Origin of the sequence: Caenispirillum bisanense, from assembly GCF_900230255.1 — a bacterium.
Lineage (GTDB): Bacteria > Pseudomonadota > Alphaproteobacteria > Rhodospirillales > Rhodospirillaceae > Caenispirillum > Caenispirillum bisanense_A.
Map to the genome: position 1 here is coordinate 408,512 of NZ_OCNJ01000001.1, position 24,115 is coordinate 432,626.

Annotated in this window: 24 protein-coding genes; 12 read left to right on the forward strand and 12 right to left on the reverse strand. The window is 70.7% G+C overall.

All coding sequences use genetic code 11. The features are described 5' to 3' along the window. Window positions 1-92: 92 nt before the first annotated feature. The gene (locus tag CRP50_RS02040; protein ID WP_097277302.1) at window positions 93-440 is read right to left on the reverse strand and encodes a DUF1476 domain-containing protein; all 348 of its coding nucleotides are present in this window, start codon (window positions 438-440) and stop codon (window positions 93-95) included. A 143-nt stretch (window positions 441-583) separates the two neighbouring features. Here CRP50_RS02040 and CRP50_RS02045 point away from each other — a divergent pair, with 143 nt between their 5' ends. From CRP50_RS02045 to CRP50_RS02070, 6 genes are all read left to right on the forward strand, one after another. Next, complete coding sequence (locus CRP50_RS02045; RefSeq protein ID WP_097277303.1) at window positions 584-1,330, forward strand: NRDE family protein; 747 nt, start codon at window positions 584-586, stop codon at window positions 1,328-1,330. Window positions 1,331-1,489: 159 nt separating this feature from the next. Next, on the forward strand, window positions 1,490-2,257 hold the full coding sequence (gene purC, locus CRP50_RS02050) for a phosphoribosylaminoimidazolesuccinocarboxamide synthase (RefSeq protein ID WP_097277304.1): 768 nt from the start codon (window positions 1,490-1,492) through the stop codon (window positions 2,255-2,257). Window positions 2,258-2,345: 88 nt separating this feature from the next. Next, entirely contained in the window at window positions 2,346-2,588 is a 243-nt protein-coding gene (gene purS, locus CRP50_RS02055) for a phosphoribosylformylglycinamidine synthase subunit PurS (protein ID WP_097277305.1), read from the forward strand. A gap of 82 nt (window positions 2,589-2,670) precedes the next feature. After that, on the forward strand, window positions 2,671-3,360 hold the full coding sequence (gene purQ / locus CRP50_RS02060) for a phosphoribosylformylglycinamidine synthase subunit PurQ (RefSeq protein ID WP_097277306.1): 690 nt from the start codon (window positions 2,671-2,673) through the stop codon (window positions 3,358-3,360). Continuing rightward, window positions 3,357-5,588, forward strand: a complete 2,232-nt coding sequence (purL, locus tag CRP50_RS02065) for a phosphoribosylformylglycinamidine synthase subunit PurL (RefSeq protein ID WP_097277307.1) — start codon at window positions 3,357-3,359, stop codon at window positions 5,586-5,588. The genes purQ and purL overlap by 4 nt, the downstream gene beginning before the upstream one ends. Window positions 5,589-5,608: 20 nt before the next feature. Beyond that, the gene (locus CRP50_RS02070) at window positions 5,609-5,848 is read left to right on the forward strand and encodes a BolA family protein (RefSeq protein WP_097277308.1); all 240 of its coding nucleotides are present in this window, start codon (window positions 5,609-5,611) and stop codon (window positions 5,846-5,848) included. Between the two features lie 162 nt (window positions 5,849-6,010). On the opposite strand, the gene CRP50_RS02075 is transcribed toward CRP50_RS02070, so the two are convergent. The 4 genes from CRP50_RS02075 to CRP50_RS25875 form a co-directional block, all read right to left on the reverse strand. Next, window positions 6,011-6,835, reverse strand: coding sequence for a PEP-CTERM/exosortase system-associated acyltransferase (locus CRP50_RS02075; protein ID WP_097277309.1), 825 nt, complete (start codon window positions 6,833-6,835; stop codon window positions 6,011-6,013). Between the two features lie 142 nt (window positions 6,836-6,977). Next, the gene (gene prsT / locus CRP50_RS02080) at window positions 6,978-9,785 is read right to left on the reverse strand and encodes an XrtA/PEP-CTERM system TPR-repeat protein PrsT (protein ID WP_097277310.1); all 2,808 of its coding nucleotides are present in this window, start codon (window positions 9,783-9,785) and stop codon (window positions 6,978-6,980) included. A 202-nt stretch (window positions 9,786-9,987) separates the two neighbouring features. Beyond that, complete coding sequence (locus CRP50_RS02085; protein WP_097277311.1) at window positions 9,988-11,199, reverse strand: glycosyltransferase; 1,212 nt, start codon at window positions 11,197-11,199, stop codon at window positions 9,988-9,990. Window positions 11,200-11,215: 16 nt separating this feature from the next. Then, window positions 11,216-12,445, reverse strand: coding sequence for a TIGR03088 family PEP-CTERM/XrtA system glycosyltransferase (locus tag CRP50_RS25875; RefSeq protein WP_097277312.1), 1,230 nt, complete (start codon window positions 12,443-12,445; stop codon window positions 11,216-11,218). A 193-nt stretch (window positions 12,446-12,638) separates the two neighbouring features. Between CRP50_RS25875 and wecB the strand changes: the two genes are divergently transcribed. Continuing rightward, complete coding sequence (gene wecB, locus CRP50_RS02095; protein ID WP_097277313.1) at window positions 12,639-13,730, forward strand: non-hydrolyzing UDP-N-acetylglucosamine 2-epimerase; 1,092 nt, start codon at window positions 12,639-12,641, stop codon at window positions 13,728-13,730. A 12-nt stretch (window positions 13,731-13,742) separates the two neighbouring features. On the opposite strand, the gene hemN is transcribed toward wecB, so the two are convergent. Further along, complete coding sequence (gene hemN, locus CRP50_RS02100) at window positions 13,743-15,092, reverse strand: oxygen-independent coproporphyrinogen III oxidase (protein ID WP_097277314.1); 1,350 nt, start codon at window positions 15,090-15,092, stop codon at window positions 13,743-13,745. Between the two features lie 110 nt (window positions 15,093-15,202). On the opposite strand from hemN, the gene otnI reads away from it, so the two are divergent. Beyond that, the gene (gene otnI / locus CRP50_RS02105) at window positions 15,203-16,009 is read left to right on the forward strand and encodes a 2-oxo-tetronate isomerase (RefSeq protein WP_097277315.1); all 807 of its coding nucleotides are present in this window, start codon (window positions 15,203-15,205) and stop codon (window positions 16,007-16,009) included. A 61-nt stretch (window positions 16,010-16,070) separates the two neighbouring features. Continuing rightward, complete coding sequence (locus tag CRP50_RS02110) at window positions 16,071-17,456, forward strand: hypothetical protein (RefSeq protein WP_141415050.1); 1,386 nt, start codon at window positions 16,071-16,073, stop codon at window positions 17,454-17,456. A gap of 52 nt (window positions 17,457-17,508) precedes the next feature. Here CRP50_RS02110 and CRP50_RS02115 read toward each other — a convergent pair whose 3' ends face one another. Next, window positions 17,509-18,369, reverse strand: a complete 861-nt coding sequence (locus tag CRP50_RS02115) for a fumarylacetoacetate hydrolase family protein (protein ID WP_097277317.1) — start codon at window positions 18,367-18,369, stop codon at window positions 17,509-17,511. 107 nt (window positions 18,370-18,476) lie between these two features. On the opposite strand from CRP50_RS02115, the gene CRP50_RS02120 reads away from it, so the two are divergent. Continuing rightward, the gene (locus tag CRP50_RS02120; RefSeq protein ID WP_097277318.1) at window positions 18,477-18,938 is read left to right on the forward strand and encodes a Mut7-C RNAse domain-containing protein; all 462 of its coding nucleotides are present in this window, start codon (window positions 18,477-18,479) and stop codon (window positions 18,936-18,938) included. 37 nt (window positions 18,939-18,975) lie between these two features. On the opposite strand, the gene CRP50_RS02125 is transcribed toward CRP50_RS02120, so the two are convergent. The 4 genes from CRP50_RS02125 to CRP50_RS02140 form a co-directional block, all read right to left on the reverse strand. Next, the gene (locus tag CRP50_RS02125; protein WP_176524985.1) at window positions 18,976-19,503 is read right to left on the reverse strand and encodes a universal stress protein; all 528 of its coding nucleotides are present in this window, start codon (window positions 19,501-19,503) and stop codon (window positions 18,976-18,978) included. 234 nt (window positions 19,504-19,737) lie between these two features. After that, window positions 19,738-20,661 (reverse strand): sulfite exporter TauE/SafE family protein, encoded by a 924-nt coding sequence (locus tag CRP50_RS02130; RefSeq protein WP_097277319.1) that lies wholly within the window; start codon window positions 20,659-20,661, stop codon window positions 19,738-19,740. Between the two features lie 111 nt (window positions 20,662-20,772). Next, window positions 20,773-21,099: a rhodanese-like domain-containing protein gene (locus CRP50_RS02135; RefSeq protein WP_097277320.1), complete on the reverse strand. Its 327-nt coding sequence runs from the start codon at window positions 21,097-21,099 to the stop codon at window positions 20,773-20,775. 79 nt (window positions 21,100-21,178) lie between these two features. Further along, window positions 21,179-21,838: a fused MFS/spermidine synthase gene (locus CRP50_RS02140; RefSeq protein ID WP_097277321.1), complete on the reverse strand. Its 660-nt coding sequence runs from the start codon at window positions 21,836-21,838 to the stop codon at window positions 21,179-21,181. A gap of 119 nt (window positions 21,839-21,957) precedes the next feature. Here CRP50_RS02140 and CRP50_RS02145 point away from each other — a divergent pair, with 119 nt between their 5' ends. After that, window positions 21,958-22,185: a sulfurtransferase TusA family protein gene (locus tag CRP50_RS02145; RefSeq protein ID WP_097277322.1), complete on the forward strand. Its 228-nt coding sequence runs from the start codon at window positions 21,958-21,960 to the stop codon at window positions 22,183-22,185. A 121-nt stretch (window positions 22,186-22,306) separates the two neighbouring features. Then, window positions 22,307-23,080, forward strand: coding sequence for a phosphodiesterase (locus CRP50_RS02150; RefSeq protein ID WP_176524986.1), 774 nt, complete (start codon window positions 22,307-22,309; stop codon window positions 23,078-23,080). Window positions 23,081-23,168: 88 nt separating this feature from the next. Here CRP50_RS02150 and CRP50_RS02155 read toward each other — a convergent pair whose 3' ends face one another. Continuing rightward, window positions 23,169-23,993, reverse strand: a complete 825-nt coding sequence (locus CRP50_RS02155) for a DUF2189 domain-containing protein (RefSeq protein ID WP_245913334.1) — start codon at window positions 23,991-23,993, stop codon at window positions 23,169-23,171. Between the last annotated feature and the right edge of the window lie 122 nt (window positions 23,994-24,115).

The window sequence follows — 24,115 nt, forward strand, 5'->3', positions numbered from 1 at the left end:
ACGGCGTCGTTTCGTCGCGTCGCGGCAGCCGTACGTGCTCCGCTGCGGCCCCTGGCGGGCGGCGCGGAGTGTGGTGGCGGCCGGCGGTGCGATCAGGTCTTGTCGGAGCCCGACTCGATCTCGCTCATCAGCTGGCGGCGAGCTTCGGCGTGGAACTTCTCGAGCTTGATGCGCAGGCGGCCTTCGGTGATGTCCACCTCGTGCTGCTGCAGATCGCGGAAGACCTTGCGGATGACGTCGTCGTCACCCTTCTCTTCCAGGTCGGCGGCGATCACCGAACGGGCGTAGGCTTCCGCACCGCCACCGGCCATGCCCATGGCTTCGGCCGCCCAGAGGCCGAACAGCTTGTCGCGGCGGGCGTTGATCTTGAACTCGAGTTCCTGATCCAGCCTGAACTTCGCCTCGAAACCCTTTTCCCGCTCGTTGAAGGCGTCGCTCATGTTGCGCTAATCCCCTAATGGCTGAACTATGACGGGCGGCGGCGGCTCCGGCCTCTAGGGGAACACGGCGCCGGCTGAAATGGCCGCCCCCTTATACAGCCTGCCCACCCCAACGTGTACCTTATTTTTCGGACGAAGACCCTATGTGCTCCATCGTGATCCTGCGCCGTCCTACTGATATGTGGCCGCTCGTCGTCGCCGCCAACAGGGACGAAATGCAGGACCGGCCGTGGCGTCCGCCGGCCCGCCACTGGCCCGACCGGCCGGAGGTGATCGGCGGCCTCGACGTGCTGGCCGGCGGCAGTTGGCTCGGCCTGAACGAGGCCGGCGTCATGGCCGCCATGCTCAATCGGGTCAACACCCTCGGCCCGGCGCCGGGCAAGCGCTCGCGCGGCGAACTGGTGCTGGAGGCGCTGGACCACGCCGACGCCGATGCCGCCGCCGAGGCGCTGGCCGACCTCGACCCGCTGGCCTACCGCCCCTTCAACATGGTGGTGGCCGACAACCGCGATGCCTTCTGGCTGCGCAACGACGGTGACGGCATCGTGGTGCAGCCGCTACCCGAAGGGGTGAGCATGCTGACCGCCTTCGACCTGAACGACGACCTCGACCCGCGCATCGCCCGCTGGCTGCCGCGCTTCCGCGCCGCCGCCGCGCCCGACCCGGAAGCCGGGGCGTGGGGCGACTGGCCGGGGCTGCTCGCGGGAACCGAGACGGCCGAGGGCGAGCGCGCCACCGCCGCCATGTGCTTCATGACCGAGCGCGGATTCGGCACTGTCTCCTCGGCGCTGCTGGCGCTGCCGGCCATCGGGCGGGAGGAGCCGCCGCGCTTTTCCTTCGCCGAGGGGCGCCCCGACGCCGCGCCGTTCCTGCCGGTGCGGCTCGACTGAGGCGGCGCCCGGCGGTCCTCCGCCGTTGTATGCGCGGCCCCGCCCTGCTATACAGCCCGCATCGCGGTCAGGCGGGCGGAGAGCCATTCTCCGGCCCGCCCACTTTCATTTCCCGCTTCCGGAGAGCCGGTTTCCGGAAGCCTGCACCGGACGACGGACATGGCACGACGCAGAATGATTTACGAAGGCAAGGCGAAGGTCCTGTTCGAGGGGCCGGAGCCGGGCACGCTGGTCCAGTACTTCAAGGACGACGCGACCGCCTTCAACAACAAGAAGAAGGGCACGATCACCGGCAAGGGCGTGCTCAACAACCGCATCAGCGAATACCTGATGAACCGGTTGAACGAGATCGGCGTGCCGACCCACTTCATCCGCCGTCTCAACATGCGTGAGCAGCTGGTGCGGGAAGTGGAGATCATCCCCATCGAAGTGGTGATCCGCAACGTCGCCGCTGGCTCCATCGCCACCCGCTTCGGCATCGCCGAGGGCACGCCGCTGCCGCGCTCCATCGTCGAGTACTACTACAAGAACGACGAGCTGAACGACCCGATGGTGTCGGAAGAGCACATCACGGCCTTCGGCTGGGCGACCATCCAGGAAATCGACGAGATCATCGCGCTGTCGCTGCGCATCAACGACTACCTGTCCGGCCTGTTCCTCGGCATCGGCATCAAGCTGGTGGACTTCAAGCTGGAGTTCGGCCGTCTGTGGCACGAAAGCGGCGACATGCAGATCGTGCTGGCCGACGAGATCAGCCCCGACAACTGCCGCCTGTGGGACGCCAAGACCAACGAGAAGCTGGACAAGGACCGCTTCCGCCGCGACATGGGCAACGTCGAAGGCGCCTACCAGGAAGTCGCCCGCCGTCTCGGCATCCTGCCCGAGGCCGGCCCGGCCGACGCCCCGGCGCCCGATACCGTCCAGTAAGGAACCCGAAGGGCCGGCCCGCACCCCGCGCGCCGGCCCTTCGCCGCTTCATCCCCCGTTTCACTACCTTTCATAAGGACGTCAGGCCGTGAAAGCCAAGGTACACGTGACCCTCAAGCCCGGTGTGCTCGACCCGCAGGGCAAGGCCGTCAGCCACGCGCTCCAGTCGCTGGGCTTCGAGGGCGTGCAGGAGGTCCGCCAGGGCAAGTACATCGAACTCGACCTCGACGAGACCGACCCCGCCAAGGCGCGCGAGGCCGTCGAGCGCATGTGCCGCGAACTCCTCGCCAACACGGTGATCGAGAACTTCACGGTCGATCTGGAAGGCTGACGCCGCTCCGCCGCCGGCGCCCCCGCGCCGGCCGGCCGCCGCGATCGCGCCCCTTTCCCCTTGTCGAAGGCCGAATGACGTCATGAAAGCCGCCGTCATCGTATTCCCCGGCTCCAACTGCGACCGCGACGTGGCGGTGGCGGTGGACCGGATCATGGGCACCAAGCCCATCATGCTGTGGCACCGCGAGACCGAGGTGCCGGACCTGGATCTCATCGTCGTCCCCGGCGGGTTCTCCTACGGCGACTACCTGCGCTCCGGCGCCATGGCCGCCCATTCGCCGGTGATGCGCGAAGTGAAGGCGCAGGCCGAGAAGGGCGTGCGCGTCCTCGGCATCTGCAACGGCTTCCAGATCCTGACGGAAGCCGGCCTGCTGCCCGGCGCGCTCATGCGCAACCGCGGCCTCAAGTTCATCTGCAAGGACGTCCACCTGAAGGTGGAAAGCGCCGGCAGCGACTTCACCCGCGGCTACCGCGACGGCGAGGTGGTGCGCTACCCCGTCGCCCACCACGACGGCAACTACTTCGCCGACGACGAGACGCTGGCGCGCGTCGAGGGCCAGGGCCAGGTGGCGTTCCGCTACGCCCACCCCGACGGCCGAGTCGACGACGCCGCCAACATCAACGGCAGCCGCAACAACATCGCCGGCCTGTTCAACGAGCGCCGCACGGTCCTCGGCCTCATGCCGCACCCCGAGCGGCTGATCGACGACCACCTCGGCGGCACCGACGGCGTGCCCATGTTCAAGTCCCTGCTGGAGGCCCTGTCGTGAGCGAGATCACTCCGGAAATCGTCGCCCAGCACGGCCTGACGCCGGACGAGTACAAGCTGGTGCTCGACATCATGGGCCGCGAGCCCAACCTGACCGAGCTCGGCATCTTCTCGGTCATGTGGTCGGAGCACTGCTCCTACAAGTCGTCGAAGAAGTGGCTGAAGACCCTGCCGACCAAGGCGCCGTGGGTCATTTGCGGCCCCGGCGAGAACGCTGGCGTGGTCGACATCGGCGAGGGCTTGGCCGCCATCTTCAAGATGGAGAGCCACAACCACCCGTCGTTCATCGAGCCCTACCAGGGTGCGGCGACCGGCGTCGGCGGCATCCTGCGCGACGTCTTCACCATGGGCGCGCGCCCCGTGGCCAACATGAACGCCCTGCGCTTCGGCGACCCGAGCCATCCGAAGACCCGCCACCTGGTGGCCGGGGTCGTCGCCGGCATCGGCGGCTACGGCAACTGCGTCGGCGTGCCGACCATCGGCGGCGAGACCAACTTCCACAAGTCCTACAACGGCAACATCCTGGTCAACGCCATGACCGTGGGCGTCGCCGAAGCGGACAAGATCTTCTATTCGGCCGCCGCCGGCGTCGGCAACCCGGTGGTCTACGCCGGGTCGAAGACCGGCCGCGACGGCATCCACGGCGCCACCATGGCGTCGGCCGAGTTCGACGAGAAGTCGGAAGAGAAGCGCCCGACCGTGCAGGTCGGCGACCCGTTCACCGAGAAGCTGCTCATCGAGGCCTGCCTCGAACTGATGGCGACCGACGCCATCGTCGCCATCCAGGACATGGGCGCGGCCGGCCTGACCTCGTCGTCCTTCGAGATGGCGTCCAAGGGCGGCCTCGGCGTCGAGCTGGACCTCGACCGGGTGCCCATGCGCGAAGAGGGCATGACCCCCTACGAGCTGATGCTGTCGGAAAGCCAGGAGCGCATGCTCATGGTGCTGAAGCCCGGCAAGGAAGACCTGGCGCGGGCCATCTTCCACAAGTGGGAGCTGGACTTCGCGGTCATCGGCCACCTCACCGACTCGGGCCGCATGGTGCTGAAGTGGCACGGCGACGTGGTGGGCGACCTGCCCATCGACCCCCTCGCCATGGCCTCGCCGGAATACGACCGCCCGTACGAGATCGTGCGCGAGACCCGCGGCATCCGCTCCAACGAGATCACCGAGGTGCCGTGGCCGGAAGCCCTGAGCAAGCTCATGGGCTGCCCCGACCTCGCCAGCCGCCGCTGGATCTGGGAGCAGTACGACCACATGGTCATGGGTGACACCACCCAGCGCCCCGGCGGGGACGCCGGCGTCGTGCGCCTGCACGGCAGCAACCGCGGCCTCGCCGTCACCACCGACTGCACGCCGCGCTACGTCGAGTCCGACCCGGTGGAGGGCGGCAAGCAGGCCGTCGCGGAAGCCTGGCGCAACCTGACCGCCGTCGGCGCCCGGCCGCTCGCCATCACCGACAACATGAACTTCGGCAACCCGGAGAAGCCGGTGATCATGGGCCAGTTCGTCGGCGCCTGCCAGGGCATGGCCGAGGCCTGCGTGACGCTCGACTTCCCGGTCGTGTCGGGCAACGTGTCGCTGTACAACGAGACCCAGGGCCAGCCCATCATGCCGACGCCGGCCATCGGCGCCATCGGCCTGATCGACGACCTGGACACCATGGCGACCATCGCCTTCAAGGACGACGACGACATCATCCTGGTGTTCGGCGAAACCCTCGGCGAGCGCGGCGCCGGCTGGCTCGCCCAGTCGCTGTATCTGCGCGAGCTGCTCGGCCGCGAGGACGGCGCGCCGCCGCCGGTGGACCTGGCGCACGAGCGCAAGGTCGGCGACCACGTGCGCGGCCTCATCCGCGCCCGCCGCGTCACCGCCTGCCACGACGTGTCCGACGGCGGCCTGCTGGTGGCGCTGACCGAGATGGCGCTGGCCGGCGGCATGGGCTTCGAGATCAAGACCGATCCGGGCCCGCGCCACGCCTACCTGTTCGGCGAGGACCAGGGTCGCTATATCGTGACGGTGAAGGAAACGGACGTGGCCGCCATCGTCGCCGAGGCCGAGGAAGCCAAGGTGCCGGTGCGGGTGCTCGGCTTCACCGGCGGCGACCATGTGGTCGTCGACGGCGTCGCCGGCCCGGCGGTGGCCCAGCTGCGCGCCGTCAACGAGGCGTGGATGCCCGCCTACATGGCCGGCGGCGAAGCCGTGGAGCACCCGGGCGCCCCGGCGTAACACTGAACGGAGGACCGATCATGGCGATGGAAGCCAACGAAATCGAACGGCTCATCAAGGATGCCTTCCCCGACGCGGAAGTGACCATCGAGGACCTGCGCGGCGACGGCGACCACTACGCCGCGCTGGTCGTGTCGTCGGCCTTCGAGGGCAAGAGCCGCGTGCAGCAGCACCAGATGGTCTACGGCGCGCTCAAGGGCAAGATGGGCGGCGACCTGCACGCCCTGGCGCTGCAGACCCAGGTGCCGGCGCCCGGCTGAACCGGCCGGCACCAACGGCTCCGATACGAACGGGGGAGGCCCATGGGCCTCCCCCGTTTTCGTCTTGTCCGTGCGGCCGGTCTCACGGCGGCGGGGACCACCCCCGTCCGGAAGACCCCCTCAGGCCTCTGGACGGGGCTGGCTCCTGACCGCCGGCGCCCGTCAGGGCGCGTAGGTTTCCAGCTCGCGGTTCAGGCGGCCGCGGTCGGTGAGGATGTCCCACACGTCGGGGCGCTCGGCATGGACGTCGTGCAGCAGGTCGCACAGCTCGCGGCCGCAGGGCTGACGCCAGCCGTAGAGCGGCACCAGCGGGCCGAGGGTCTCGAAGTAGATGCCGAAACGCTGCAGCAGGCGCAGCAGGGTCGGCTCCGTCACCATGCTGACGTAGGACAGGCGGTGCTTCAGCATGCCGTGGACGATGCCCTGCAGCAGGCCGATGGTGATGTAGGGCACCAGGCGGCGCACTTCGTCGTCCTTCGGCAACTTGCCCATGCGCGGGTCGTAGACGTCGGGCATGATGGACCCGTCCGTCAGGCGGCGGCGGAAGGCCTTGGTCACCGCGAAGCGCGATACCTCCCCGGCGCGGGCGAAGGGCACGCGGGAGCCGAGGTCGGGCAGCTCGCAGTGGTGGACGAACTGCAACTCGTCGCCCGGGCGGTCGACCTGCGGCAGGATGAGGCGGACCGTGCCCGCCGTCTCGCCGGTCACCCGATGCATGAGCAGGTAGTGCTCCGAGCGGTCGTCGTATTCGTCCCATTCCATCTGGTCCGGGTAGTCGGCCGGGTCGAGATAGGAATTCTCTTCGGCCAGCACCTGGTAGCGCAGGTGGAACACCTGCTGCTTCAGTTCGGCCGTATCGGCCGGCACCACGACGAAGTGCCGGTTGTAGAGGTCGAACAAGGGCTCCGCCCCTTCGCTGCGCGGGGGCACGGGCAGGACGGCTGACGCCCTCGGGCGCCCTGCCAAGGCGATCTGGCTCACGGTCATCTCTGTACTCTCTCTCTGCGGTCTCTCTACCGGGTCTCGGGTCCGGTCGGCGGACGCGGCATGTTTTTTCTGCCGTTCGTTCCGCCGACCCTTGGGGGTCACTCTCTCTCACGGGGCGCGCGCACGGGTTCGGCCGCGGGGGTCAATCCCCCAGTCGGGCGAGTAAGTCGCGAGCCTGGTTTTTTCCGGCGAAGTCGTCGGTCGCGATCAGGTCGTTCAGGACCTCTCGCGCCTCTTTGGACTTATTTTGCACGACCAATGCTTCCGCAAGGTTAAGACGGAAGCCCGGTTTCGCACTTTGTCCGGCGGCGCGACGGAACAGCAGTTCCGCTTCCGCCGGCTGCCCGAGGGCCAGCCGGATCTGGCCTTCGGTATCGAGGATCTCGGGGCGGTCGCCGCCGTGGGTACGGGCGACTTCCGCTTGCTCGAGGGCCGTCTCTGCGTCGCCCTTGCGCAGCAGCACCCAGGCGTAGTTGTTGCGGGCGATCCAGTTGGCCGGCTGCGCCTCGGTGACGCGCCGCAGGTTGTCGGCGGCGCCGGCCCAGTTCTCCTGCCCGATCTGCCAGTTGGACAGCAGGAAGCGGGCGTCCTGGTCGTCGGGGTTGGCTTCCAGCCACTGCGCGACGCGGGTGATGCCGGCCTCGCGGTCGCCGTCGAACTCGGCGTGGGCGAGCAGGATCACCAGGTTGCGCGGCGGCGTCTCCATTCCGGTCAGGCGCGAGCGCAGGAACTCGGTGCCGCCGGCGCGGTCGGACTCGAGCCGCAGGCGGGCCTGCTGCTCGATCACCTTGGGGTCGTTCGGCGCCAGTTCGGCGGCGGCGGCCACCAACGGCTCGGCGTCGAAGGGGCGGCGGTCCTGCATGTAGAGTTCGGCCAGCGCCACCTTCGGCAGCGGATCGGCGGGCGCCAGCTGCACCAGCCGTTCCAGGCTGCGCTGCATCAACACCCGGTCGCCGGCGCGCTGGGCGGCGGACTGCAGCAGGCGGTAGTTGGCCTCGTTGGGCTCGACCTCGACCAGCGTCTGCAGGGCGGCGACGGCGTTCGGCACGTCGCCGGTGCCCGAGCGGGCGATGGCGACGGCACGCAGCACGCGCGGGTCGCGCGGATGCTGGTTCATGAGCGGCAGCATGAGGGCGAGCGCCGGTTCGTAGCGCCGTTCCTCCAGCATCAGCGCGGCGCTGCGCACGCGCGGCTCGACCGCCGTCGGGTCGGCCTTCACGGCGAGGTCGAGCCACGTGCGGGCGTCGTCCATGGCGCCGCGGTCGGTGGCCATGCGGGCGAGGCGCATGAGGATGTCGTAATCGCCCGGCGACTGGGCGTGCGCGTCGACCATGAGGTCGCGCGCCTCGTCGTCGCGGCCCTTCATGATGAGCAGCGAGGCCAGGTTGCCGGCGGCGTCGCTGGCGCCGGGGTTGCGCTTCAGGGCCTCGCGGAAGGCGGCCTCGGCGGCGTCCTGGTCGCGCAGGGCGACCTGCGCCAGCCCTTCCATGGTGTAGCCGGCGGCATCGTCGGGCCGCGCCTGCTGCACCGCCTGCGCCACGGCCAGGGCCTCGGTGGCCTTGTCGGCGCGCAGCAGCATGGCGAAGTAGAGGCTGCGGGTGCGCGAGTCGTCGGGGTTCTTCTCGACGGCACGGGCGAGCAGGTCCATGGCGTCCTGCTGGCGGCCCAGCTCGCCGAACACCACCGCCAGCTGGCCGATCACGCGGCTGTCGTCGGGGGCGAGCGCCAGGGCGCGCTCCAGCAGGACCGAGGCTTCCTCCAGGTCGCCCGCCTGCTGCGCCGCCTGTCCGAGCAGGGCGACGGCGGGAGCGTTGTCGGCGACCGCTTCCGACACCTGTGACAGCACGCCGTAGGAGTCCTCGGCACGGCCCAGGCGCAGCAGCGACGAGCCGAGCGCGAGACGCACCTCGGTCGGCGTCTCGGGGCGGTTGGCGAAGCTCTCCAGCAGGCGCACGGCCTGTTCGTCCTGGCCGAGGCCGTACTTGGTCAGGCCGGCGAGCATCTGCAGCTCGGCGTTGCCCGGCTGCATGGCCAAGCCTTCGGTCAGCTGGGTGTCGGCGCCGGCGAGGTCGCCCTTGCGGTAGGACACCAGGCCCTTGAGGTAGTGCGCCATGGGCAGGCCCTGGACGCGCTCCAGCACGAAGCTGATCTCGGTATCCGCCGCGTCCAGTTCGTCGGCCTGCACCAGCGCCTGGGCCAGCGGGATGCGGACGAAGGGGTTCAGCGGGTAGCGGTCGCGCAGGCCGCGGTAGAGCGCCAGCGCGTCGTCCATGCGCTTTTCGCGGAGTGCCACGTCGCCGGCCAGGTAGACGGCATCGGACTCTTCCGGGTCGGCCTTCAGGGCGGCCTGGGCGGCGGCGACGGCGGCGGCCAGGTCGCCGTCACGCAGCGCCATGCGGCCGATGCCGACGTGGGCCAGCGCGCTGTCGGGGGCGAGCGCGGCGGCCTCTTCGAAGGTGGTGCGGGCGCGGTCGGCGTCGCCGCGGGCGAGATGGGCGCGACCGGCGAGCGCGAGCGCGTCGGCGCGCAGGCGGGCCGGCATGCTTTCGGGCAGGTCGGCGACGGTGGCGAGGACCTCCTGGGTGCGGCCGAGGGACAGCCACGACAGCAGCAGCGGCTTCAGCCAGTCGTCGGCCGGGGCGCCGAGGTCGCGCGCGCGCGTCAGCTGCACTTCCGCCCGCGCCGTGTCGCCGAGGTCCATGTAGAGGCCGCCGAGGAGGGCGTTCGCCTCCGCGTTCGACGGCTGCTCCTGCAGCGCGTTCTTGAGCTGAATGATGCTCTCGCTCACCCGCCCCTCCGCCCGATACCGACGCGCCTCGTCCAACAAGTCGTCGACCGCCGCCGCCCATGAGGAAGACACCCCGCCCGTTGCCATGACGGCAGACAAGGCAAGGGCCGATACTGCCAAAGCAGACCGGAAGGAAGTAAAACGTGGCCGAACGATCTTCATGGTACCACCTTTTCTCAGCGGAAATAGGTGTTCCCGCGCGAGACGCCGAAAGTTTCCGGGATACCACGAAAGTTCGGAAGACTTCTTCGGCCCGGCTGGAACAGTAATTCAGGGCTCTCGCTGCAACAAGGCGGGCCACAGAAATGTCACCAGCGCCTTGTGACTATTCGAAATACTTGCATCCCCGAGGAGAAGACTCGCCTCAGGCCGCGACCGGTGCGGGTGATTCGACGTTTCGGAGTCGGCGGTAATGGGCGGCCATGGCCTGCCCGGCGGCCTCCCACGAGAAGCCGGCGGCGTGGGCGCGGGTGGCTTCGCGCGGCGGCGACTCGGCCAGCAGCGCCTGCACGGCGGCGGCCAGGGCGGCGCCGTCGGGTTCCGGCACCAGGCGGCCGGCGGCGGGCACCGACACCGCCTCCGCCGTGCCCGGCAGGTGCGAGGCGACGACGGGCGTGCCGCAGGCCATGGCCTCCATCACCACGTTGGGCAGGCCCTCTCGCTCCGACGGCAGCAGCAGGGCGTCGGCGGCGCCGTACCACGGCGTCAGCGCGTCCTGCGTCAACCGGCCGAGGAAGCGCACGCGCCCGCCGACCCCGAGCCGTTCCGCCAGCGCCGCGAGCCGGCTCCGCTCCGGGCCTTCGCCGGCGATCATCAGGCGGGCGGTGGGCAGGCGGGTCAGGGCCTCGATGCACAGGTGGCAGCGCTTCAGCGCCACCAGGTTGCCGACGAACAGCAGCACCGGCGCCTCGCCCGGCGGCGGCAGACGCAGGGACGCGCGCAGGGCGCGGCGGTCGGCGGGCGGGCGGAAGACGTCCAGGTCGACGCCGTTGCGGATGACGGCGACGCGCTCCGCCGGCACGCCCAGCTCCACCAGGGCGTCGCGCAGGGACCGGCTGACCGTCGCCACCAGCCCGGCGGTGGCGCAGGCTTCCAGGATCATGCGACGGGGCTTCGGGAAGGTGGGCAGGATGTTGACGTCGCTGCCCAGCGCCGTCAGCACCAGCGGCACGCCGAAGCGGCGGGCGAGGCGGGCGGCGGCGACGCCATCGGGATAGAGGTAATAGGCGTCGATGAGGTCGAAGGCGAACCCCTCCGCCCGCAGCCGCTCCACCGCCGGCAGCGCGGCGCGGTACAGCAGGTGCGGCGCCAGGGTCATGCCGACCTTGGGGATCATCGGCACCCGCGGATAGACCACCGGCACGCCGTCCCGCACGTCCCGCGCCGGCACCCGGGCGTGCACCGCATAGGCGCCGAAGCGCGGATGGGTGAAGGGAAACCACGGCACCGGCGCCACCACCCGGGCCTCGACCTCGGTGTCGGCGGCGCGCAGGGCCTTCAGCCGCAGCTCGGTGAACACGCCGTTCTGCGGGTTGGCGCGGCTCGGGAACAGGTTGCCGAAGGTGAGGATGCGCACCGCTCGCCCCCTCCGCTCAGGCCGAGGCGCGGCGGGGCGCGCGGCGAGGAGCCCGACGGGCCAGCAGCCGGTCGTAGGTGGCGAGGTAGCGCTCAACCATGCGCTCCAGCGCGAAGTCGGTGATCGCCCGCGCCCGCCCGGCGGCGCCGTGGCCGCGGCGCAGGCAGGCGTCCGTGGCATAGGGCGCCATGGCCGCCGCCATGGCGGCAGGCGCGAGGCGCGGCACCAGGATGCCGGTGCGGCCGTCTTCCACCAGTTCCGGATTGCCGCCGACCTGGGTCGCCACCACCGGCAGGCCGGTCGCCATGGCTTCCAGGATGGTGTTGCAGATGCCCTCGGTGCGCGACGGCAGCACGAAGACGTCGAGGCCCTGCAGCAGCGCCGGCACGTCGTCGCGCCGCCCGGGCAGCCAGGCGAGGTCGGACGCCCCCGCCGCCGCCAGGATGTCGGCGCATTCCGCCCGCAGCGGGCCGTCGCCCACCAGCACGAGACGCAGGCGCGCCCGGCCGTCGGGCACGCGGTCGAGCAGGTCGACGAAGGCGCGCGCCAGGGTCGTCTGGTCCTTCACGCCGGCCATGCGACCGACGGTGCCGAACACCACCTGATCCGGCCCGGCGAAACCCGCAGGCGCGCCGGCGAGCGGCGCCCGTCCGGCGTCGGCGGGGCGGAAGCGGCGGGTGTCGACGCCGTTGATGATGCGCCCGACCTTGGCGGCGGGCAGGCCGACGCGCTCGGTCAGCCAGTCCTCGATCTCGCCGGACAGGGCGATGTAGTGGTCGACGGTGGGCTCGACGAGGCGGCGGAGCAGGTTGTAGCGGCGGTTGGCGCCGGTCTCCTCGATGGCGTCGCGGCCGTGCTCGCCGTGCACCACCACGGGCACTGCGGCCAGGAAGGCCGGCACCACCATGTCGGCGGCGGGCAGATTGCGGGTGTGGACGACCTGCGGCCGCAAGGTGCGCAGCAGCCGCCACAGCCGGGCGTAGGCCGCCGGGTCCTTGCCCGCCTTCTTACCGAGGACGTGGACCTCCGCCGCTCCCGGCCGCAGGCGCCTGGCCATGGGGCCGGCTTCGCGCAGGCAGACGATGGCGTGGCGGAAGCGCTCCGGCGGCGTCGCGTTGACGATGTTGACGAGGCCGTTCTCCATGCCGCCGACGCCCAGGCTGTCCACCACGTGCACGACCAGCGGCACCTCCGCCGCCGGGGGCGGCGGTGACAGGGCGCGGGCGGCGGATCCGGCGACGGACATGCATTCTCCCCTTTTCGACAGCAGCAAAAGGGTCGCGCGCCGGCAATTGCACATCAATGTTTACGACGGACTACCCCGGCCGGCGTAGCGTAATTCGCATGAAGTTCTCGGCTCTCCTTTCTGTTAATTCAGGCCGGCCTTCGGCGTCCGTAGAATAGCGGTCACGCCCCGCCCCCGGACTCCAGGAGACGAGATGCTCCCGCTCGTGCACGTCATTGCCGCCGCCCGTCCGAACTTCATGAAGGTGGCGCCGCTGATGCACGCCCTGCGGCGCCAGGACTGGTGCCGGTCGGCGCTCGTCCACACCGGCCAGCACTACGACGCCGCCATGTCGGACGCCTTCTTCCGCGACCTCGCCATCCCGGCGCCCGACCACCACCTCGGCGTCGGCAGCGGCAGCCATGCCGAGCAGACCGGCAGCGTCATGATCGCCTACGAGAAGGTCTGTCTGGAGACGCAGCCCGACTGGATCGTCGTGGTCGGCGACGTCAACTCCACCGTCGCCTGCGCCCTGGTGGGCGCCAAGCTCGGCATCCGGGTGGCGCACCTGGAGGCGGGCCTGCGCAGCTTCGACCGCACCATGCCGGAGGAGATCAACCGGGTGGTGACCGACAGCATCGCCGACCTGCTGTGGACGCCGTCGCCCGACGGCGACGCCAACCTGGCGCGTGAGGGCGTGGCGCCGGAGCGGGTGGAGCGGGTCGGCAACATCATGATCGACACCTTCGAGATGCTGCGCCCGCGCATCGCCGACCAGGCCTCGCACGAACGCTTCGGCGTCACCCCCGGCGCCTTCGGCGTCGTCACCCTGCACCGGCCGGCCAACGTGGACGATCCGGCGGTGCTGGGGCGGCTGGTGGACGGGCTGGTGGCGCTGGCGCGCGACGTCGACCTCGTCTTCCCGGTACACCCGCGCACCCGCAAGACGCTGGAGGCGGCCGGGCTGCTGGAGCGGCTGGCGGCCAGCCCGCGCCTGCACCTGACGGAGCCGCTCGGCTACATCGACTTCATGGGGCTGGTCACGCGGGCGTCCCTGGTGGTGACGGACTCGGGCGGCGTGCAGGAGGAAACCACCTACCTCGGCATCCCCTGCCTAACGCTCCGCCCCAACACCGAGCGGCCGGTGACCATCACCGAAGGCAGCAACCGCCTGGTGACGCCCGACACCCTGCTGGCCGAAGCCGAAGCCGCCCTGGCACGCGGCCGCCGCACCGCCCCGCCGCCCGCCCTGTGGGACGGGCAGACGGCGGAGCGGGTGGTGGCGTCGCTGAAGCGGAGAATGTAGGGGGGAGGGGAGTCAGACCGCCTTGGAGTGCCGCTGTTCGCCGGCCTTCAGGTACTGGTCGAACTTGGCGGCCACGGCGCGCACCAGCGGCCGGCCGTCGTCGGTGACGGTGAGGCGCCAGCCGTTGCGGAGGACCACGCCGTCGCCTTCCAGGTCGGCGAGCGCGTCCAGTTCCGGCGTGAAGTGGTCCGGCGCCACGCCCCAGGGGCGGGCGACCTCCTCCAGGTCCACCGACAGGTCGCACATCAGGCGCTCGATCACCGCCCGGCGCAGCTTGTCCTCGTCGGACAGGCCGCGGCCGCGGGTGGTCGGCAGCAGGCCGTCGTGGACCATGCGCTGGTAGGCGTGAATGCCGCCCTCGTTCGCCACGTAGCCCTGCGGCAGCGACCCGATGCCGGAGGCGCCGAAGCCGATGAGGGTGGAGGCGGTGTCGGTGGTGTAGCCCTGGAAGTTGCGGTGGAGCGTCGCCTCGTTCAGGGCCTTGGCCATCTCGTCGTCGGGGGCGGCGAAGTGGTCGAGGCCGACCGCCACGTAGCCGTGCTCGCGCAGGCGGTCCTGCGCCGCCTCGTACTGGCTCCAGCGTTCGGCCATGCCGGGCAGGGACTCTTCGGGCAGCAGGGTCTGGTGCTTGCGCATCCACGGCACGTGGGCGTAGCCGAACAGGCTGATGCGGCGCGGCGCCAGCGTGACGGCCTGGTCGATGGTCTCGACCACGCTCTCCGTCGTCTGGTAGGGCAGGCCGTAGATGAGGTCCATGTTCAGCTCGGTGATGCCGTGCTTGCGCAGGAACCCGGCCACTTCCTCGACCATCTCGTAGGGCTGGATGCGGTTGACCGCTTCCTGGACCTTGCGGTTGAAATCCTGCACGCCGAGGCTCGCGCGCGTCACGCCGGCCTCGCGCATGGCGACGACGTAGGCCTCGTTGGCGGTGCGCGGGTCCAACTCCACCGCGACCTCGGCGTCGGCCGTCAGGTCGAAGTGCTGGCGCACCTTGTCCATGGTGCGCTTGAAGTCCTCGGCCGTCAGGATCGACGGCGTGCCGCCGCCGAAGTGCACGTGCCGCGCCTTGAAGCGGTGCGGCAGCTTGGCCGCCACTAGGTCCACCTCGGCCAGCAGGGCCTCCAGGTAGACGGCGATGGGGTCGTAGCGCTTGGTGATCTTGGTGTGGCAGCCGCAGAACCAGCACATCTCGGCGCAATAGGCGATGTGGAAGTAGAGCGACAACTCCTCGTCCGCCGGCAGCTCGGCCAGCCACGTCCCGTAGGTCTCGCCCGTCACCTGCGGCGTGAAGTGGGGGGCGGTGGGGTACGACGTGTAGCGCGGCAGGCGCAGGTCGTACTTCTCGACGAGATCGTGTCGCATCTGTCCTCTATCACTGTATGCATCGGCCACTGGAAGCGCCGACGGTCGACGCCGAGGCTTTCGTCCCGGAGCGGGGGCGCTATAGTAGCGCGTCGTCCACGGGAGGTTCCATGCCTCGTTTTTCCGCCAATCTGTCCACGCTGTTCACCGACCGGCCCTTCCTCGATCGCGTTTCCGCCGCGGCGGGGGTGGGGTTCAAGGCCGTCGAGGTCCAGTTCCCCTATCACCTCGACCGCGACGCCTTCGGCGACGCCCTGGCCGAGTATCGGCTTTCCCTGGTGCTATGTAATGCTCCGCCGGGCGATTGGGAAGCCGGCGAGCGCGGCCTCGCCGCCCTGCCGGGGCGCGAGGAGGAGTTCCGCGACGGCCTCGACCTCGCCTTCGACTGGTGCAACGCGCTGAAGTGCCAGCGTCTGCACGTCATGGCCGGCATCGTCGACCTGGACGATCCCGACGTGCTGGAAGACGCCTACGACGCCTACCTGCGCAACATCGCCTATGCCGCCGCACAGGGCGAGGCGCGGGGCGTGAAGGTGCTGATCGAGCCCATCAACGGCGTCGACATGCCCGGCTACTTCCTGCAGCGGCCCGACGACGCCGTGCGGGTGCTGGACGAGGTCGACCACCGCAACCTCTTCCTGCAGTACGACCTCTATCACGCCCAGATGACCCAGGGCGGGCTGACCGACTTCCTGGAAGGCAACCTGCACCGCATCGCCCACATGCAGGTGGCCGGCGTGCCGGGCCGGCACGAACCCGACGCCAACGGCGAAATCAACTTCCCCTACCTGTTCAACCTGATCGACGCCCACGGCTATGCCGGATGGATCGGTTGCGAGTACCGCCCGCGCATCAATACCATCGCGGGCTTGCGCTGGGCGCGGGAATGGGGCATTGGGCAGGATCACAAGGCGTAGTACGATCGTCTCTATGCCCGCCCCGCGGGCGAGCGATCGCCGTTAGGGAGACCTGGTGCCCGTGCCCACGACGAAGAAGCCTCCGCCTCCTGCTGCCGCCGCCGGCGACGGGAACGAGCGGCGCACGTGTCCCGAACTCCGCATTCACGCCCAGAAGGGCTACGAGGTGCTGCTCGCCCTGCTGGAAAAGGCAGGGCGCGGCGACTTCATCGACAAGCTGGGCAACCGGCGCAAGGTCGACGACGTGCTGGCCGACCTGCCCGAGGTGGTGCCGGCCCTGCTCGACATGGGGTGGGAGCTGCGGGCCACGCCGCAGTTCGCGCCGCTGTTCAAGGCCGCCGACGGCAGCGGCACCGTCACCGACCGCCGCACGCCCATCGCGCCCTGCGGCCGGTCGTTCGACGAGGTGGTGCGCGCCCACCTGATGGGAGCGACGCGCATCTACCTGGAGCGCCTGGAACGCGCCTGGGCCGAGAAGGAAGCCAAGCGCGAGGCCGCCCGCCACGCCAAGGAGGAAGCGCGCGAGCGCAAGAGCCTGGGCGGGCGCCTCAGCGTCGCCACCCGCAAGCTGTTGTCGGGCGACCCGGTGTTCGAAGCGCGCGACTTCCGCGACAAGTACCCCGGCCACGGCGTCTACGTGCTCATCAAGCCGTACCTGCGCGAGGAATGGCAGTTCACCATGGTGCGCGCCTACGGCCGCCTGCGCACCCGTCAGGCCGAGGCGCTCGGCTCGCTCATCACCTTCTTCAAGACGCCCGAGGAACTGGAGCCGGTGCTGGCGCTCAAGAGCGCCGACATCTCCGTCGTGCGCGGCGTGGCGCGGGCCTTCGCGGAGGTGAAGCTCGGCGTGCGTGACGGCAAGGCGAACAAGTCGCGCTCCAAGACGTCCGCCGCCGAACAGCGCAAGCTCGACGAGATGGAGCCGCAGATCGCCGAGCTGGAAAGCGCCACCTTCGAGTCGCTGGTGACGCACCACTCCGTCGGCCTGCAGACCATCCTCAAGCAGGGCGCCAGCGTCGACCAGCTGGTGCGCCGCCTGACGCCCATCTTCGGCGACGAGGTGTGGCGCCTGTTCGCCGAGCCCGACCGCCTGCGCAACGTCATGAACGTGCCCGAGCACGTCGCCCCGGCGCTCGGCCGCCTGTGCCAGCACGTGCCGCCGACCATCAGCCGCATGGTGGAGCAGATCGCCAACCGCGAGCTGGGCCGCGACCTGCTGGTCTTCGCGGCGGAGGAGTTCGGTGAGGACGACTTTGCCCGCTTCCTCAACGACGAGGAACGGCTGAAGATCTGGCAGGCCATCCCCGGCAAGTTCAACAACTCGTTCAACTACCAGCCCGACGCCCTGCCGGGCTCGGGCAGCGTGCGCAACGCCGAAGACCTGCGCATGGTCTGCGCCGGCCTGTTCGAGTCGCTGCGCAAGGGACAGCTGGAAAAGTTCGGCTGACGCCGTGCCGGGGGCGGCGCCGGCGCCGCCCCTTGCGTCGGCAGGCGCCCCGTCAGTGGCCGCCGCCGTTGCCGGCGCCGTTGGCGGTCACCGGCTGGTCCTGCTCCCCCAGGCCGTCGATGCCGAGGCGGATGCGGTCGCCCTCGCGCAGGAAGGTGTCGTGGCCGAGCCCGGTGCCCGCCGGCGTGCCGGTCAGGATCACGTCGCCGGGCTGCAGCGCCATGAAGCGGCTGAGGTAGCTGACCAGGAAGGCGACGGGGAAGATCATGTCGGCGGTGGTGCCGTCCTGCATGCGGCGGCCGTTGACCTCCAGCCACACGCGCAGGGCCTGCGGGTCCGGCACCTCGTCGGGCGTCACCAGCCACGGGCCGAGCGGGCAGAAGCCGGGGCACGACTTGCCCTTCACCCACTGGCCGCCGCGCTCCATCTGATAGACACGCTCCGACACGTCGTTGGCGACGCAGTACCCGGCGACATGCGCCAGCGCGTCCTGCTCGCGCACCGCATAGGCGCGGGTGCCGATGACGACGGCCAGCTCCGCCTCCCAGTCCATCTTCAGCGACCCGCGCGGCAGCGGCACCGGGCCGGCCGGGCCGGTCAGCGCGCCCGTGTGCTTGTTGAAGACGATGGGCTCCGGCGGGGCCGGGATGCCGGTTTCCCGCGCGTGGTCGTGGTAGTTGAGGCCGATGCAGACGATGTTGCCGACCCCCGCCACCGGCGGCCCGAGCCGTTCGCCGGCCGGCACCGCGGGCAGGGCGGCGGGATCGAGGCCGTGCAGGCGGTCCCAGTCGGCGGGCGTCATGCGCGCGGGGGCGAGGTCGGCGATCTCGGCCGAGAGATCGCGGATGCTGCCGTCGGCAGCGATCAGTCCGGGCTTTTCGGCGTCCGGCGGGCCCCAGCGCAACAGCTTCATGATGGTCTCCGGCAGGGTCGGGCGGCGCCACTATAGCAACCGGTCCGGCCGGGACTGAAGCCCCCACGATGGGTGCAGAGGGCGCAGGCCCGCCCCATCTTCGATCCATGCGACTGTTGTGCGACGAAATGCTGGTGGGGCTGGCGCGCTGGCTGCGGGCCGCCGGATACGACGCGGCGACGCCGGTGCCGGGCGACGACGACCGCCGCCTCATCGCCCGGGCGGCGGTGGAGGAGCGGCTGTTCCTGACGCGCGACCGACCCATCGCCCGCCACAAGGCGGCGGCGGGGCTGGTGGTGGTGCTGGAGGCCGCCGCCCTCGACGCGCAGGCGCAGGAACTGCGCCGCCGCCTCGCCGTGGACTGGCTGGCGGCGCCGTTCAGCCGCTGCCTGCTGTGCAACGTGGTGCTGCAGGCCGCCGCGCCGCAGGCGGTGGCGCGGGCGCCCGAACCGGCGCGGGCCGGCGGCGGGCCGTTCTGCTCCTGCCCGTCGTGCGGTCGCCTCTACTGGCCCGGCAGCCACGCGCGCCGCATGCGCGCCCGCCTGGAACGGTGGGCGGCGGCGGAGTAGCAGGCCGGCCGGCGACGTGGACGCGCCGCCCCGTCGCTCACGACAGGGCGTCGATCTCCGTCTCGGTCAGGTTGCCGGGCACGATGGTGACGGGGATGCGGAGCTTGCCGGCGTTCTTGCCGGTCAGCGCCTGCACCAGTGGCCCCGGGCCTTCACCGCCGACGGCGGCGCCGAGCACGAGCACCGAGATGTCCTCGTCCTCCTCGATGAGGCTGAACAGTTCCTCGCGCAGGCTGCCTTCGCGCACGATCAGCTCGGGCCGGTGGCCGGAGGTGGCGTGGACGGTGGCCGCAAGTTGCTGGAGTCGCCGTTCGGCGTCCTCGCGGGCCTCTTCCTGCATCAGGTTGCCGACGAACATCCAGTGGCCGCCTTCGACCGGCTGGACCACCGACAGCAGGGCGACGCGGCCGCCCGTGCGGGCGGCGCGGCGGGCCGCGAAACGGGCCGCGGCGTGCAGTTCGGGGCTGTCGTCGACGACGACGAGGAAGGTTCGTCGGCGGGTGTCGGGGCGGCTGAGCGACGCGGCTTCGGTCCTCACGCCGCCGAGGGGTACCTCGACATGCATGATTGATGTCCTCCCAAAGCGTGGGCCGCGTTTTTTTCGGCTCCGTTGCTGAGCGATCATCATGGCGGGCCGTCGGTGCGATGACAAACGGATTGCCGCCGTACACTCCCTTTTCACGGGGGTCCTGGCCGGACGGGGTTCTCCCTGGTCTTAAGATCGGCGCGCGGAGTCTAGCAGCACGGCGCGCCCTCGGAAATGGATTCCTGTGCTGCGCCGCACGCCATGGTTCATGTCTCAAAGAACCGGCGGCAGGCCCAGGCTGTACAGGTCGTCGGGGCGGGTGACGAGGTCGAACAGCAGCTTGCCGGCCACCGCCAGGACGATGAGGGCGAGCAGGCTGCGCATCTGCTCGGCATTGAGCTTGTAGCCCATGCGCGCGCCCATCTGCGCGCCGACCACGCCGCCGGCCAGCAGCAGCACCGCCAGCACGACGTCGACGGCCTGGTTGGCGCTGGCCTGCAGCCACGTCACGTTGGCGGCGACGAAGATGATCTGGAACAGCGAGGTGCCGACCACCACCGCCGTCGGCATCTCCAGCAGGTAGATCATGGCCGGCACCATGATGAAGCCGCCGCCGACGCCCATGATGGCCGACAGTACGCCGACGAAGCCGCCGATGGCGAGCGGCGGGATGACGCTGATGTAGAGGCGCGAGCGGCGGAACCGCACCTTCAGCGGCATGTTCTGCCCCCAGGCGTGGCGGTGCACCTTGCGCGCCGCCGGTCGCCGGCCGCCGCGCCGCCGCCGCATCTGCTGCAGGCTCTCGTACAGCATGAGGCCGCCGATGATGCCGAGCATGATGACGTAGAGAACCTGCACCACCGTCTCGACCTGGCCGAGTCGGGTCAGGATGGCGAACAGCCACACCCCGAGCGACGATCCGGCGACGCCGCCGGCCAGCAGCACCATCCCCATCTTCACGTCGACGTTGCCGCGCCGCCAATGGGCCAGCACGCCCGACACCGAGGCGCCCACCACCTGGTTGGCGCCGGTGCCGACGGCGACGGTCGGGGGAATGCCGAGGAAGATGAGAAGCGGCGTCAGCAGAAACCCGCCGCCGACGCCGAACATGCCCGACAGAACACCCACCACCCAGCCGACCCCGAACAGCACGAGGACGTTCTCGGTCATGTTGGCGACGGGCAGGTAGATGTCCATGAAGGCGGTGGCAGCGTCGGTTGTGCGGCGGAAGGGCGGCGCGAGCCAAGACGCTACCCTGTTCCGCGCCGGCTGCCTAGAGAAGATGCGGTCCGTCGGCGGTGCGCGGGCTCAGCCCTGCTCGATCTCGCCGCCGGCGCGGTACCACGCCATGATGCCGCCGGCCAGGCGGTTGATGTCGCCGGGGAAGCCCGACGCCTTCACCATCATGGACGCCGGCTCGCAGCGCATGCCGCTGGCGCAGTGGATGACCAGGTGCTGGTCGGGCCCGACGGGCGGGATGGCGGCGGGGTCGAAGCTCGACAGCGGCACCAGGGTGGACCCGGGAATGCGGGCCTGGGCGTATTCGCCGCGCTCGCGCACGTCGACGATCACGGCGGACCCTTCGGCCACCCACTGCTTCACTTCCTCGGGGCTCGCCATGCGGACGGTCGCCATCGCTCGGTGTCTCCTTCGCGGTTCCATGCGGTTTCGCTGAAGAACAATGGGCACCCGGCGACGGCGAGGCAAGGGGGGATCAGCGCCGGTCGCTCATGGCGCGCGGCTCGGCGAGGGCGAACATAAGGGCGAGGCTGGCGAAGATCACGCCGGCGCCGGTCATGGTGCCGGCGCCGCCGAAGCGGGCGAGCGTCACCGCTTCCGTCAGCACCATGCCGGCCAGCCCGCCGGCGGCGCAGCAGGCGAGCATGGCACCCAGCGCCGGCCCGCGTTCCAGCGGCCGTTCGTCCACCGCCAGCTTGAGCAGCACCGCCAGCGCCGCCCCGGCCGCGAGTGCCGGCGGGGCGAGCAGGGCGCCGCCGGCCAGTGCCGCTGCGGCGGCGGGGCCGAGCGCCAGGTCGGCGGCCAGCGCCGCCACCGCCGACGGCAGCAGCGCGGCGGCGACCGAGGCCACGGCCGCGGCGCCGAAGCAGGCGGCGAGCCGTCGCAGGGTCATGCGCAGGGTGGCGAGCGGACCGCTCAGGCGGCCCCCGAGCCAGACGCCGAGCCCGAGCCCGGCCAGCACGGCGCCGGCCTCCACCGGCCACGGCTGGCCGCGCGTGCCGGCGAGCAGCGCACCGGCGGCGGTGACCGCGGCGACCGCCGCCGAGCCACCCGCCAGGGCGAGCGCATAGAGCCCGAGGCGCAGGCGGCTGCCGCGGACGGAAAGGTTGTCGTCGGGAAGGCCGTCTCGGGGCATCGGCGGGAGCCCTCGTGCTGGCGCGTGTCCTGGATGCGGCGGGGCGGTGGTTCCGCCGCCGCGGCGATCGCCCTATTATGGGGGCCGACGACCCGGCTGGAAAGGGGAGAGCCGCCTTCATGAGCACCGTCACCGTCCTCGACGTCCGCGGCCTGCAGTGTCCGCTGCCCATCCTGCGCGCCAAGAAGGCGCTCAACGGCATGGCGAGCGGCGCCATGCTCGAGGTGCAGGCCACCGATCCCGGCGCCGTGGCCGACTTCCAGTCGTTCTGCCGCCAGACCGGCCACATCCTGCGCGAGCAGACGGAAACCGACGGCGTCTACGTCTTCCGGATCGAACACGCCTGAGGCGTCGACGGCGACGCGCGTAATCGGCGAAACTTCCATGGCAGCGCGCGCCCGGACCTTGCGGGACGCAAGGGCTCGGCTACACTGTGGCCCAGGGGAAGTCCGAGGGAGGAGGGACGTCATGCCGTCCATGCTGATCGCCCAGATCACCGATACCCACGTCAGCGCCGCCGAGCCGACCGGGCCGGCCGGCGCCGATCCGTCGCGCCGCCTGCTCGGGGTGGTGCGGGCGCTGAACGCCATGGAGCCGCGGCCGGACCTGGTGCTGGTCACCGGCGACCTGACCAGCGACGGCGGCGACGAGGACTATCGCCACCTGCGCGGCGTGCTCGGGCAACTGGACATGCCGTATTACGTGCTGCCGGGCAATCACGACGACCGCGGCTGCATCCGCACCGCCTTCCGCCAGGACGGCTACCTGCCGGAAAGCGGCTACCTCAACTACGTGGTCGAGGGGTATCCGCTGCGCATCGTCTGCCTCGACACCCTGCACGAGGGGCACGACGGCGGCCGGCTCTGCCTCGACCGCCTGCAGTGGCTGGAAACGACGCTGGCCGAGGACCGTACCGCCCCGACGGTGGTCGCCATGCATCACCCGCCGTTCTTCACCGGCATCGCGCCCTTCGACCGCGAGCCGCTGCAGGGGGCGGACGCCTTCGCGTCCATCGTCGCCGCCAACCCGCATGTGGAGCGGGTGGTGTGCGGCCACCTGCACCGGCCCGTGGAGACGCGGTGGCACGGGCTGACGGTCACCGTCGCCCCCTCCACCGCCTTCGAGATCGCGCTCGACCTGCGCGAAGGCACCGACTTCCGCATCGTCAACGGCGCCGCGCCGGGCTTTCAGCTGCACCTCTTCGGTCGCGGCGGGCTCGTCACCCACACCGCCCACACCTGACCATCCGCCGGGCGCGACGACAACCGGGCCGGCGGCTGGGGGCGCCGCCGGCCCGGTCATGATGGGCGCGTGACGTCGGGAGGATGCGTCAGACCCTGTCGCCCACCATGGCGCGATAGGCGTGCCACGAGGCATGGCCCGCCAGCGGCAGCATGACCGCCAGGCCGACGAAGAAGGTCGCCATGCCGGCGAAGGTGATGAGGGCGAGCATGGCGGCCCAGCCGATCATCACGCGGGCGTTCTTGCGCACCGCCTCGACGCTGGTCGCCATGGCGTAGACCGCCGAGGTCTCCGGCCGGTCGAGCAGCATGGGCAGGGCCACCACCGACAGGGTGAAGGCGATGGTCGCCAGCACGCCGCCGACCAGGGTGCCGACCACCAGGAACAGCGGCGCCTGCGGGGCCATGACGATGTCGATGAGGAAGCTGGACATGTTGGGCGGCGCCGAATTGTAGAACACCGCGAAGACGAGCAGCGCCAGCATCAGCCACACCAGGAAGAGAATCATCAGCACGAGGCCGATGCTCGACAACTGGATGGGGTTGCGCGTGAAGGCCGCCCAGCACATGCCGAGGCGCACCGGCTCGCCGGTCTCGCGGCGGCGGCTGGCCTCGTAGAGCCCGACGGCGAGCACCGGGGCGATCAGCAGGAAGCCGCCCACCAGCGGCAGGATCAGGCTCGCCATGCCCAACTCGCCCAAGCCGAAGACCAGCAGGTAGGCGAGCACGGTGAAGGCCATGCCGTAGGTCAGGCTGACGCCGGGATTGGCGGTCAGGTCGCGCCATCCGGCGGCGAGCCACAGGCTCGACTGGTCGACGGTGACGGTGCGGATGTCGGGGTAGGGCCGCCCTTCCAGCCACGGGCGCCGGTTGCGCTCGCGATGCAGGGTCGGGTGGCTGTAGATGGCGCTCATGGGCAGTCTCCTCCCACGGTGATGCCTGTGCGGGACGGTGCGCCTCGTTCAGCGGGCGGCTCTTGTCCACGCTCCCATTGCCGCAATGGTGCCCATAACCAGGAAGGAATAAAATAAATATT